General features: G+C 65.5%; 11 protein-coding genes. 7 read left to right on the top strand and 4 right to left on the bottom strand.

What is annotated here, in order from left to right; all coding sequences use genetic code 11:
• Positions 1-28 precede the first annotated feature (28 nt).
• Genes radA through VHL31_RS24735 form a run of 4 tightly spaced genes read left to right on the top strand, consistent with a single transcriptional unit; the run spans position 29 to position 4,314 of the window.
• Positions 29-1,435: a DNA repair protein RadA gene (radA, locus tag VHL31_RS24750; protein ID WP_329663923.1), complete on the top strand. Its 1,407-nt coding sequence runs from the start codon at positions 29-31 to the stop codon at positions 1,433-1,435.
• Positions 1,436-1,443: 8 nt separating this feature from the next.
• Positions 1,444-2,100, top strand: a complete 657-nt coding sequence (locus VHL31_RS24745; RefSeq protein WP_329663922.1) for a CvpA family protein — start codon at positions 1,444-1,446, stop codon at positions 2,098-2,100.
• 4 nt (positions 2,101-2,104) lie between these two features.
• Positions 2,105-3,589, top strand: coding sequence for an amidophosphoribosyltransferase (purF, locus tag VHL31_RS24740; RefSeq protein ID WP_329663921.1), 1,485 nt, complete (start codon positions 2,105-2,107; stop codon positions 3,587-3,589).
• On the top strand, positions 3,586-4,314 hold the full coding sequence (locus VHL31_RS24735) for an SDR family NAD(P)-dependent oxidoreductase (RefSeq protein WP_329663920.1): 729 nt from the start codon (positions 3,586-3,588) through the stop codon (positions 4,312-4,314). Before purF ends, VHL31_RS24735 begins: the two co-directional genes overlap by 4 nt.
• Here VHL31_RS24735 and der read toward each other — a convergent pair.
• Genes der through VHL31_RS24720 form a run of 3 tightly spaced genes read right to left on the bottom strand, consistent with a single transcriptional unit; the run spans position 4,290 to position 7,723 of the window.
• Complete coding sequence (gene der, locus VHL31_RS24730) at positions 4,290-5,690, bottom strand: ribosome biogenesis GTPase Der (RefSeq protein WP_329663919.1); 1,401 nt, start codon at positions 5,688-5,690, stop codon at positions 4,290-4,292. The genes VHL31_RS24735 and der overlap by 25 nt on opposite strands.
• 42 nt (positions 5,691-5,732) lie before the next feature.
• A complete protein-coding gene (locus VHL31_RS24725) occupies positions 5,733-7,073 on the bottom strand; it encodes a PQQ-binding-like beta-propeller repeat protein (RefSeq protein ID WP_329663918.1) in 1,341 nt (446 codons plus the stop codon).
• Positions 7,070-7,723: a tetratricopeptide repeat protein gene (locus tag VHL31_RS24720; RefSeq protein ID WP_329663917.1), complete on the bottom strand. Its 654-nt coding sequence runs from the start codon at positions 7,721-7,723 to the stop codon at positions 7,070-7,072. The genes VHL31_RS24725 and VHL31_RS24720 overlap by 4 nt, the downstream gene beginning before the upstream one ends.
• Before the next feature lie 153 nt (positions 7,724-7,876).
• Here VHL31_RS24720 and thpR point away from each other — a divergent pair, with 153 nt between their 5' ends.
• Both thpR and ilvD read left to right on the top strand, forming a co-directional pair.
• Positions 7,877-8,437 (top strand): RNA 2',3'-cyclic phosphodiesterase, encoded by a 561-nt coding sequence (gene thpR / locus VHL31_RS24715; RefSeq protein ID WP_329663916.1) that lies wholly within the window; start codon positions 7,877-7,879, stop codon positions 8,435-8,437.
• Positions 8,438-8,554: 117 nt separating this feature from the next.
• Positions 8,555-10,411 carry a dihydroxy-acid dehydratase gene (gene ilvD / locus VHL31_RS24710; RefSeq protein WP_329663915.1) on the top strand — a complete coding sequence of 619 codons (1,857 nt, stop codon included), beginning with the start codon at positions 8,555-8,557 and terminating at the stop codon, positions 10,409-10,411.
• A gap of 576 nt (positions 10,412-10,987) precedes the next feature.
• On the opposite strand, the gene VHL31_RS24705 is transcribed toward ilvD, so the two are convergent.
• Positions 10,988-11,125, bottom strand: coding sequence for a hypothetical protein (locus tag VHL31_RS24705; RefSeq protein ID WP_329663914.1), 138 nt, complete (start codon positions 11,123-11,125; stop codon positions 10,988-10,990).
• A 287-nt stretch (positions 11,126-11,412) separates the two neighbouring features.
• Here VHL31_RS24705 and VHL31_RS27100 point away from each other — a divergent pair, with 287 nt between their 5' ends.
• Positions 11,413-11,811, top strand: coding sequence for an SDR family NAD(P)-dependent oxidoreductase (locus tag VHL31_RS27100; RefSeq protein WP_414653823.1), 399 nt, complete (start codon positions 11,413-11,415; stop codon positions 11,809-11,811).
• Positions 11,812-11,822 lie beyond the last annotated feature (11 nt).

Raw genomic sequence — 11,822 nt, 5'->3', positions numbered from 1 at the left:
TTTCGGCGATCAGGCCGAGAGGATCATCATGGCAAGGATTGAACGCCGCTTCGTCTGCCAGTCCTGCGGAACGGTCACCTCGCGCTGGCATGGCCGCTGCGACGAGTGTGGTGCCTGGGACAGCCTGGTCGAGGAGACCGTGGCGCCGAAGCAGACGGGCGCTGCCGCCGCTGCTCGCGGGCGAGGCCGGCACATCGATCTGGTCGGATTAACAGGCAGCAGCACGCCGCCGCCGCGGATCGGATCGGGGATCGAGGAACTCGATCGGGCACTTGGCGGCGGACTAGTGCCTGCCTCCGTCCTTCTGATCGGCGGCGATCCTGGCATCGGCAAGTCCACGCTGGTGCTGCAGGCCGGCGCAGGACTGGCGAGGGCGGGCAGGCGGGTCGTCTATGTGACAGGTGAGGAATCGATCGAGCAGGTGCGTTTGCGCGCGCGCCGGCTGGGCCTTGTCGACAGCCCGATGGAACTGGCGGCGGAGAACGCTGTCGCCGACATCCTGACCACTCTGTCGGCCGGACCGGTGCCCGACCTGCTGATCGTCGATTCGATCCAGACCATGTTCACCGCAGGCTTCGACCAGGCACCTGGAACGGTTACCCAGCTTCGGGCGTCCACCGACGCGTTGATCCGGTTCGCGAAGAGCCGGCACACGGCCGTCCTCCTGGTCGGCCATGTCACCAAGGAAGGACAGATTGCCGGCCCTCGGGTGCTCGAGCACATGGTGGATACCGTGCTCTACTTCGAGGGCGAGCGCGGCCATCAGTTCCGCATCCTCCGCGCGGTCAAGAACCGCTTCGGACCGGCCAACGAAATCGGCGTGTTCGAGATGCAGGAAGGAGGACTGGTACCCGTCGCCAATCCGTCCGCGCTCTTCCTGGCGGAGCGGGAGGAAGGGCTGGCGGGGTCCGCGGTCTATGCAGGCATCGAGGGCAGCCGGCCTGTGCTGCTGGAGATCCAGGCGTTGGTCGGCAATGTCGCCCCCGGAAGCCCGCGTCGTGCCGTGGTAGGATGGGACAGCAACCGCCTCGCGATGCTTCTTGCCGTTCTCGAGGCAAGGTGCGGAATGGAGCTTTCCGGCCGGGACGTCTACCTGAACGTGGCAGGTGGACTGCGGATCGTGGAGCCTGCCGCCGACATGGCGGTGGCCGCCGCGTTGATCGGCTCGCTCCTGGACCGTTCGGCACCGGCGAAGGCCGCATTCTTCGGAGAAGTCGGCCTGGGCGGAGAGGTACGCAGCGTGGCGCAGAGCGAACTTCGGATCCGCGAAGCTGCCAAGCTGGGCTTCACCCAGGTCATCGGGCCCATGTCGGTTGCAGGAAAGTCAGCGGGGCTGGAGACGGTCCCGGTGCGCCGGGTCGGAGACCTGATGGCCATGTTCTCCCCATCGCCGGTCCGTCCCCGGCCTTCCCGCGCGCGTGCTGGAGCTGAATGATGGGCGGCGTGCCTGATCTCACAGCGTTCGACTTGGCGGTGATCGCGACCGTGCTGGTCTCCGCGATCCTGGCGCTGGCCCGCGGCTTCGTGCGGGAACTGATGACGCTCCTGACCTGGGGTGGCGCTGCGCTGACCGCCTTCTGGCTCTGGGCGCCAGCGCGGACGATTGTCGGCGATGCGGTCCAGCAGGGACTTGTCGCTGATGCGATCACGCTGGTCCTTGTGTTCCTGGTTCCGCTCATCATTTACAAGCTCGTCGCCTCCATGCTGGTCAGAGGCGTCGACGAAAGCGCACTTTCAGGTATTGATCGGTTGCTCGGGCTCGTTTTTGGCGTGGCTCGGGGCGTGCTCGTCGTGGCCGTCGTCTACCTGGTCGCGATCCGCCTTGTTCCACTGGAGAGCCACCCGACCTGGGTCACCAATGCTTGGCTGCTGCCGCAGGTGCAGAACGCGGCCCTAGTCGTGGATGGTCTCCTTCCTGCGGAGGTGACTGCCAAGGGCTTGGACGCGATCGAAAAGGGTGCGGGCAGCGTGCAGGATCTGGCTGATCCGGCGCGGCTGCTCGACCGTCCTGCGTCGTCCAAGGTGACCGGCGAGCAAGGCTACGATGCTGCACCGAGGTCCGCCATGGAGCGGCTGGTCGAGCAGCAGAAGGGCGAGTGAGTTCATGATGATGGCCGATCGTGCTGCACCGTTCGACGACGACAAGCTGCACGAAGAGTGTGGATGCTTCGGCGTCTGGGGCCATGGCGATGCCGCTGCGGTCACCGCGTTGGGGCTGCATGCGCTCCAGCACCGTGGCCAGGAGGCGGCGGGTATCGTCAGCCTGAACGGCGGGCAGTTCTACAGCCACCGTGCCGTCGGTCTGGTCGACCACGACTTCAGCAAGCGCTCCGTCATCGATGCGCTGCCGGGGCAGGCAGCTGTCGGCCATGTCCGCTACTCGACCACCGGCGCATCCGAGATCCGCAACGTCCAGCCGCTCTATGCCGACTATGCGTTCGGCGGCTTGGCGATCGCGCATAACGGCAATCTCACGAACGCAATGGGCTTGAAGAAGCGCCTGGTGAACGAGGGATCGCTGTTCCAGTCCACCTCCGATACCGAGGTGCTGGTCCACCTGATCGCCAGATCGCACCGGCAGGAAGTCCTCGACAGGCTCACGGACGCGGTGTTCCAGATCGAGGGCGCCTGGTCGCTGGTGGCCCTGTTCGCCGACGCCCTGATCGGCGTGCGCGACCCGCTGGGCATCCGGCCGCTGGTGCTGGGACGGCTCGGGAATGGCTGGGTCCTGGCATCGGAGACGGTGGCACTGGACATCATGGGCGCCGAACTGGTGCGCGACGTCGCGCCGGGTGAGATCGTGATCATCGACGATGACGGCCCGCGCTCGATTCACCCGTTCCGTGAACAGCCGCAGCGCTTCTGTGTCTTCGAGTATGTGTATTTCGCGCGTCCGGACTCCGTGCTGGAGAACCGCGGCGTCTACGAAGTGCGCAAGCGGATTGGCGAGGAGTTGGCCAAGGAAAGCCCGGTTGGGGCGGACCTGGTCGTGCCTGTGCCGGACAGCGGCGTGCCTGCCGCCATCGGGTTCGCGCAAGCCAGCGGCATTCCGTTCGAACTCGGCATCATCCGCAACCATTATGTCGGACGGACCTTCATCGAGCCGACCGACCAGATCCGCCACCTGGGCGTGAAGCTGAAGCACAACGCCAATCGCTCCATGCTCGCCGGCAAGAGGGTCGTCCTGGTCGACGATTCGATCGTTCGCGGGACGACCTCGACCAAGATTGTCGAAATGGTCCGTGCTGCGGGTGCCAGTGAGGTGCATATGCGGATCGCCAGTCCGCCCACGACCTATTCGTGCTTTTATGGCGTCGATACCCCCGAGCGGGAGAAGCTCCTGGCTGCCAGGCACGACGTAGCGGAAATGGCCGAGTTGATCGGCGTGGACAGCCTGGCCTTCTTGTCCATTGACGGCCTCTATCGCGCCACCGGCGAAGCAGGTCGCAACAACCGCCAGCCGCAGTTCTGCGACGCCTGTTTCACCGGCGAATACCCGACGCCGCTGCGGGACGCCGTCAACCGCGGCGAGGGTCGGGCCGAGCACGCCACGCCGGCTACCGATTCGCTCGTGGAGACGGTTGCTTGATCGATCTGGCGAACCGGATCGTCGTCGTCACCGGTGCCTCGCGTGGGATCGGTGCGGCCGTCGCGGTAGAAGCTGCCCGGGCCGGCGGCAAGGTCGTCCTAGTCGGCCGCACGCGGGGGGCGCTGGAGGAAATCGACGACGCGATTGGCAGCCTTGAGCGCGAGCAGGCGGTCATCGCACCGGTCGACCTGACCCGTCGTGAGCACGTGGATGCCCTCGGGGGCATGCTCTTTGAGCGCTTCGGACGGATTGACGTGCTGGTGCACGCTGCGGGCGAGCCTGGGGTCCTCACGCCGGCCAGTCATATGGACCCTATCGAGCTGCAGAAGGTCCTGGCGGTCGACGTGATCGCGACGCAGCACCTGATCCGCTCATTCGAGCCCCTGTTGCGGGCGTCCGGGCGGGGCAGGGCAGTGTTCCTGACCTGCGACATCGCCAGCACAGCACCCGCGTTCTTCGGCATGGCTGCGGCCGGCAAGGCCGGCCTTGAAGCGCTCGTGCGCAGCTGGGCGGCGGAACTGCGGCAGGCGCCAATCCAGGTTGTCTTGGTCGATCCCGGCCGCGTCACCGGTACGCGTACCGAGGCCCGGCGCTATCCCGGCGGCTCGAAGGCTGGCTTGATGACGCCCGAGCAAGTGGCCGGCCACTTGCTCACTGTGCTCGACCATTCCCTGTCGGCCCGCGACGGCGTCGCCAGACTTCAGTCGCTGTCCCGCTTGTCGTAGGGGTTCTCGCCGCGCCTGAGGTGGATGCGGATCGGAACGCCAGCCAGATCCATCGCCTTGCGCAGGCTGTTGCTGAGGAAGCGGACATAGTGATCCGGCACGTCGGCCGGCTCCAGATTCTGGAAGAGGACGAAGGTGGGTGGGCGGCTCGTGGTCTGCGTAATGAACCGCATCTTGAGTCGCCTCTTGCCGATCTGAGGCGGTTGATGCTCTTCCAGCGCCGCCTGGAGCCAACGGTTGAGCTTCGCCGTGGTGATCCTCCGGTTCCAACGGCGCACGATCCTCCCCACAGCCGGCAGGAGCTTGTCGACACCTGCACCCGCCCGCGCCGAGAGCGTCACCACCTCGACGCCGGGCAGCTGAGCCAGCTTGTCCTCCAGCCTGCCCCGGATCTCCTTCAGAGCCGCTGCCGGATCTTCTATCAGGTCCCATTTATTGATGGCCACGACCATCGCGCGGCCTTCCCGCGTAACCAGGTCGGCGATCGTCAGGTCCTGGACTTCCAGGGGCTGGGTGGCATCTACGACAAGCACGGCAGCATGCGCGAACTTCAGTGCCTGAACAGTCGCGGAGACGGACATACGCTCCAGCCGCTCCTCGATCCGGGCCTTGCGCCTCAAGCCGGCGGTATCGATGAGCTCGAACGATCGTCCGCGATCGGTCCAGGACAGGGCTACCGAATCACGGGTAAGGCCGGGTTCTGGACCGGTCAGCAGGCGATCGTCGCCGATCAATCTGTTGACGAGCGACGACTTGCCGACATTGGGCCGGCCCACGATCGCAAGCCGGATGGCCTTATCAGCGCCTAGTTCCGGTGCTGCTGGCTGATCATCGGGAACATCTTCGGGCAGCGGCTCGTCGGCCTCGTCGGCTTCTTCAGGCTCAGTCGGCGCATGGCGTGCGATGATGTCGAACAGATCCGACATGCCCTCGCCATGCTCAGCCGAAATCGGGATCGGCTGGCCCAAACCCAGCGACCAGGCTTCGCTGGCGTCGATCTCTGCCTGTCTTCCCTCGCACTTGTTGGCCAAGAGGACGATCGGCTTTTTGGTACGGTGCAGAAGCCGCGCCACCTCATGGTCCAGCGGCGTGAGCCCGGCGCGCGCGTCGATCAGGAAGATGCCCAAGTCCGCCTGGTCCAGGCCCGCCAGGGTTTGCGCCCGCAGACGGCCCTCCAGCGTATCCTCCCCACCAACATCCAGCCCCGCCGTATCGATCACCTTGAAGCGCAGATGACCGAGCTTGCCATCAGCTTCCAGCCGATCGCGGGTGACACCGGGTTGATCGTGCACGATCGCCTGCCGCCGACCGACCAAGCGGTTGAACAGGGTCGACTTGCCCACATTGGGGCGGCCAAGGATAGCAATGGTGAACACGGTGACTGTTTCCTGCCGGCCAAATGACGCTCTGGCTCGACATCATCGATAAGCGTGCAGGGTTCCGTCTTCAGTCAAGAGATAGATGGACCCGTCGGCAACGATGGGCGGCTGACGGATGGGCGCTCCCACCTGCAGCCGGCCCAGGATCTCGCCCGTATATGGTGAGACTGATACCAGCTCGCCGTCCGAGCTGCCGGCCAGCAGGCGGTCCCGGACCAGCACCGGCCCGTGCCACTTGATCAGCGCATCACCCGAGGTGTCTTCTTCGCGCTCTCTCGGTAGGGCACTGACCCAGCGCACCAGACCGTTCTGGCGCAGCATGCAGATCACTTCGCCCCGGTCGCTCAACAGATAGACAAAGTCGCCGGCAGGCCATGGCGTCTGCTCGGTCGCGGCCGTCAGTTCATAGATGCGGCCACCGCTGGCGAGATCGAAGGCGGCGATTTCGCCGCCAGTGCCACCCACGAAGACGCGGTCGCGGTCGATGACGGGCAGCCCATCAATGTCGCTGATTGCAGCGATCGCCAGGGTGCGGCGGGGCCGGAGAACCGTCTCCGTCCAGATCGGGATGCCCGTTTCAAGCGAGAGCGCGTTCACTTCGCCTGAAGAGTACGGAACGATGACGATGCCCTGCGCTGCTGCAGGCGTCGACCCACCCAGAATGGCGGCGATCTCGCCAGGTGCCGTATGCTGCCATACGAGTTCCCCGGTCTGCCCATCTAGAGCGAAGGACTGGTTGTCGGCGCTGATGACCAGCACACGGCCATCCACGACCGCTGGCGAACCCCTCAGCGGCGATCGGACGTCACGCCGCCAGATCTCGTTGCCTGACCCGGCATCGAGGCAGATCAGCACCCCCTTGGTAGTCGCCAGATACAGGCGACCACCGTCGAACGCGATGCCGCCGCCGTTCAATCGATCCGCATAGGGAAGCTCTTCCGGCTGTGAGGTCCAGCGCTTGTCCCCCGTGGCTGCGTCGATGGCCGAGACCTCCACATCGCCATCGACGGCATAGACTGTACCGTTGGCGATCACCGGCGGGTTCAGAAAGGCATCGGTCCCGGCACCGCGCCCGATCGAGATGTCCCAGACGGGCGCCAGGGAGTCCGCGGCATCCAAATGATAGTTGGCGTGCGTCGGGTTGCCGCCAGCCTGCGCCCAGTCGCTGTTCCGGACGGGCGGGGGAAGGGTGATCTGCATGCTCGCCAAGCCCGGATCCGCCTTCACCCCTTCATCGAGTAGCAGGACCGGCTTGCGGTCGCCCGGCAGGCGCGGCTTTTCTTCTTCGCCAAACCAGCTGCAGCCGGGGAACAGGCTCGTGGCGGCCAGCGAAACACCAAGGAGCGTGCGGCGACCCAGCGGTCGCGGGGCGGTGGTCAAGCTATCGCCTCCAGCGCCGCGCGCAGCTCCGTCAGACGCGCACGGGCGCCTGCCGGGATGCTTGCGTCGTCGATGGCATTGTCCAGGATCGTCTTGGCGGCTTCGCGGTCGCCACCACGGACCTTGACGAGGGCCAGAAACTCGCGGGCTTGGTGCCGGAATGCCCGATCTCCCCCCGTCAATGGTTCCAGCTCCGCCGCCAGCGCTGCCGGATCCCCGCTGTCCAGTCGTCGGCCGATCGCCGCGATCTGGGCTGCCTCCTTCAGGATGGCATCACCCGGGCCTTCCTGCACGGCCGTCTCAAGGATGTTGACGGCCTCGTCGGTCTTGCCGTCGCGGCTGGCTGCCTGGGCCGCCTGCAGCCGTGCGATCTCCGCGACGCCATCCGAACTTTCCTGGGCTACGGCCAGGAGCTCGGGCAACGCTTGTCCGGCCTCACCTTTGTCGAGCGTTCCGACGGCGCTCAGCAGCTTGGCCGACTCCTCGGCCCGCACACCTTGCTGCCAGTTGGTCCACCCCACATATCCAGCCGTGGCCACGACGGCCGCCAGCGCCAGCCCGATGACATAGCCGCCATAGCGCCGTGCTAGCGCCAGAGCTCGTTCGCGCTGCAGGTCTTCTTGGACCTCTCGGATCAATGCATCGGACAAGATCTTTTTTCCTTGGCGCCGAGTCCTGGCAGCGCCCCTCGTCGGGGCCGGCGGGAGCATCGGAAGGGTTGGTAGGGACGCTCCCTGCGTTTGGCAAGCACCCAGCGATCCTCTAGAAGACCGCCCGTCACTCATCTGGAGCGAGGTCGATTCATGCCGCGAATCTATATCGCGCTCGACCTGCCGGAGGACGTGGTCGATCAGGTCGACCGTCTATGTGTCGGCCTGCCCGACGTCCGATGGACCGACGCAGACGACCTGCACGTGACCCTCCGGTTCATCGGAGAGGTGGATCATGCCACGTTCGAGGAGATAGGCGAGGCGCTGGCCGATGTCTCGGCTCCCCCGTTCGATCTGCAGCTCCAGGGCGTCGGTCACTTCCCGCCACGCGGTCAGCCGACCACGCTTTGGCTGGGCGTGGCGCCGAGCGAGGGATTGCAGACACTCAAGCGTCGCGTCGATCGCCATCTGGCGAGCCTAGGCATCCCTGCAGATCCTCGCAAATATGCGCCCCACCTGACCATCGCCAGGATCCGGGCGCCGCTGCCTGAAAGCCGGTTCGGGTCGTTCCTCAAGCGCCTGAGCCTGTATCGATCGGAGCCGTTCAGCATCAGCGGTTTCACGCTCTACTCTTCGCTGCTGCGGACGGAGGGTGCCATTCATACACCGGAAGCGCGGTACGATTTCGTTCAGGGGGTGGCCGAGCGCGTGTGAGCAATGTGGATCGTGACCATCACCTGTTCGCCGCTTTGGCTGGCTGAGTTGCAAGGTTCAGCCTACCCTGGCGTGCACAGCCGCCCTTCAGCACGTTCATCCGACTAGAGATTTCCCATGCCCGTCTACCGTTCTCGTACGTCCACCCATGGTCGCAACATGGCCGGAGCTCGCGGCCTTTGGCGCGCTACCGGCATGAAGGATGCGGATTTCGGCAAGCCGATCATCGCGGTGGTGAACTCGTTCACCCAGTTCGTGCCGGGTCACGTCCATCTGAAGGATCTGGGCCAGCTCGTCGCCCGTGAGATCGAGCGGGCAGGCGGAGTCGCGAAGGAGTTCAACACGATCGCGGTCGACGACGGCATCGCGATGGGGCACGACGGGATGCTCTACAGCCTGCCGTCACGTGAGCTGATCGCGGACAGCGTAGAGTACATGGCCAATGCGCACTGCGTGGACGGGTTGGTCTGCATCTCCAACTGCGACAAGATCACGCCCGGCATGCTCATGGCATCGCTGCGCCTGAACCTCCCGACCGTCTTCGTCTCCGGCGGTCCGATGGAAGCCGGCAAGGTGGTTCTCAAGGGAAAGGAGGTCGCTCTCGATCTGGTGGACGCAATGGTTGCCGCCGCCGATGAGACGATGACCGATGCCGAGGTCGCGACGATCGAGCGCTCCGCCTGCCCGACCTGCGGCTCCTGCTCGGGCATGTTCACCGCGAACTCCATGAACTGCCTGACCGAGGCGCTCGGCCTGTCATTGCCGGGCAATGGCTCCGTTCTGGCGACCCATGCGGATCGTGAGCGTCTGTTTCTCGAAGCCGGCCACCTCGTCGTCGACATCACCCGGCGGTTCTATGAGCAGGAAGACGCCAGCGTGCTGCCACGCTCGGTTGCGAGCTTCGCCGCGTTCGAGAACGCCATGAGCCTGGACATCGCGATGGGAGGCTCCACGAACACGGTGCTGCACCTGCTGGCCGCCGCCCACGAGGCGGGCGTGAACTTTACCATGGCGGACATCGACCGCCTTTCCCGGCACGTCCCCTGCCTTTCCAAGGTAGCACCCGCCAAGTCTGACGTTCACATGGAGGACGTCCATCGCGCTGGCGGCGTGATGGCGATCCTGGGTGAACTGGACCGGGGGGGTCTGCTACGGACGGACGTGCCAACGGTGCACAGCGCCAGCCTCGGCAAGGCGCTGGAGCGTTGGGATGTGCGCCGCACCCAGAACGAGATGGTCCGCACCTTCTTCAGCGCCGCGCCCGGGGGTGTGCCGACACAGGTGGCTTTCAGTCAGAACCGCCGCTGGAAGGAACTCGACCTCGACCGGGAGAGAGGCGTGATCCGCGATGTCGAGCACGCCTTCTCGAAGGATGGCGGGCTCGCTGTCCTGAAGGGCAACCTGGCTGTCGACGGTTGCATCGTGAAGACTGCAGGTGTCGACGAAAGCATCCTGGTGTTCTCCGGCCCCGCCCGTGTTTTCGAGAGCCAGGATGCAGCCGTGAGCGGCATCCTGACGGGCAAGGTCGCGGCAGGAGACGTGGTGGTCATCCGCTACGAGGGGCCGCGCGGTGGGCCCGGCATGCAGGAGATGCTCTACCCGACGAGCTACCTGAAATCGAAAGGCCTGGGCAAAGCCTGCGCGCTCATTACCGACGGCCGCTTCTCCGGCGGCACCTCGGGTCTCTCCATCGGCCATGTCTCGCCGGAAGCCGCGGAAGGCGGTCTCATCGGTTTGGTCGAGGAAGGCGATATCATCGAGATCGACATCCCGAGCAGGATCATCAGCCTAAGGGTCGACGAGGATGTGATTTCGAAGCGGCGTGCGGCCATGCTGGCCAGAGGCGACGCGGCATGGAAGCCGGGGAAGCGGGACAGGAAGGTGTCGACAGCGCTGCGCGCCTATGCGGCGTTCACGACCAGCGCCGCACGCGGCGCTGTCCGCGACGTCGATCAGGCTTCGCGTAAGGCATGACGGCAGTGGGCAGGTTGTTGGCGGCAACTCGTCGTGCCTGCACCTGCCCATCTTCCCCGCCGACTTCTGCTATATCACCATTAAAGTAGCACACGATGACGAGATTGGCCGCTAGCGGCTCACCCGCTTCGCGATGCCAAACCTCACGAGCAGTGGTTCAGCAGCAGCGGCGGGGCTGGAGCGTACAGAGGCGAGATCACGGACAGGCCAGCGACCAGTCCGCCAGCCCCCCGCAGCAGACGTCTCTCATCGATTATCGATCGCGCCATGTGGTCGGTGCCATGCCACAAGCCAATTCCGCTGAGCGCGGCGCGCAGCATGAGGTCATGCGTCGTTGGTCACGAACGTGCCGTCGACGTCGAGCGTGACCGTCTCGCCAGCGCGTTCGAAACACCAGCGGCAACCTGGGCCTCCAGGTCCGCTGCGGCAGCCGATGCGCTGATGGTGCGCGAAGCTGGGAAGAGGATAGGCGGCCAAACAGCCGGGCGAGCCGGCAACTGCGGTTGTGAGCGGTTTCGTCACCGCCACCATTTCCTGCGGCACCTCATTGCCAAGCTTGATACCGAGACCGAACCCCTAGATCAGGTCGCCCGGCCGCTCGACTGTGCGGAGGTCGAGCGTCACATGCGGGCAGCCGCGTGCGAGCTGCTCAATCGTCGGCGCGACGAACATCTGGATGGCGAGCCGTGTTGCGCCCAATTGCACAAGCCCCATGGGAGCATCCTCGGGAGTACCGACTGTGGCGGTGGCGTCATCCAGCAGCGCGAGTGCCGGTGCCAAGTCTTAAAGGGGGGCGGGCATCGGCCTCGGTCACCGTCACGGCCCGCTTCGCCTGGTCGAGCAGGGCCGCCCTTGGCCGCCACTGCGGACATGATCCGCGCCGCCGGAGGCGAGGCAATGGTTGCGGCAGGAGACGTCTCCACTGCGGATGACGTGAACGGCATAACTGTCCGCACGATCGGCCAGTTCGAGCGGCTCGCCCACGTCTTCAACAAGCGGATATCCAAGGTTCACGTCGGGCGATCGTCCGAAGGGCCGAGGCCGACTTCGACGAGATCATCGCCATCTACCTCAAAGGCCCGTGGCTGAAGATCCACGCGGCTTTGCGCGCCATAATTCCCTCCGGTCGGTCCGGCGCGATCGTGAACACATCGTCCTTCCTGCCGACGGCCGCCAGGCTCGGCACTTCCGCCTATTCGGCCAGCAAGGCGGGAATCGACCCCATGGATCGCCGCCATCGCCCTGGGGATCGGGCCGCACGGTATCCGCGTCAACAATCTATGGACGCCCCCCGCCGCAAGGTGTTCTGGTGCCGTCGGCGGCATTGGATGCGCAGATCTATCCGGCCTGTCGCTGGAGCGGTGAGGCTCCTGGCCTTGATGGTGATCCGCTGCCTCTGACGTCATCACAT

This window comes from Geminicoccus sp. (genome assembly GCF_036263595.1).
Classification (GTDB): domain Bacteria; phylum Pseudomonadota; class Alphaproteobacteria; order Geminicoccales; family Geminicoccaceae; genus Geminicoccus.
Note: the sequence above shows the minus strand (reverse complement) of the source record. Positions and strands in the feature narration are given on the sequence as shown.

What these genes read in the sequence shown, in the direction of transcription:
- radA (WP_329663923.1), top strand. Translation starts at nt 29, where the DNA reads ATGGCAAGGATTGAACGCCGCTTCGTCTGCCAGTCCTGCGGAACGGTC.
- purF (WP_329663921.1), top strand. Translation starts at nt 2,105, where the DNA reads ATGATGATGGCCGATCGTGCTGCACCGTTCGACGACGACAAGCTGCAC.
- thpR (WP_329663916.1), top strand. Translation starts at nt 7,877, where the DNA reads ATGCCGCGAATCTATATCGCGCTCGACCTGCCGGAGGACGTGGTCGAT.
- ilvD (WP_329663915.1), top strand. Translation starts at nt 8,555, where the DNA reads ATGCCCGTCTACCGTTCTCGTACGTCCACCCATGGTCGCAACATGGCC.
- VHL31_RS24705 (WP_329663914.1), bottom strand. Translation starts at nt 11,125, where the DNA reads ATGGGGCTTGTGCAATTGGGCGCAACACGGCTCGCCATCCAGATGTTC.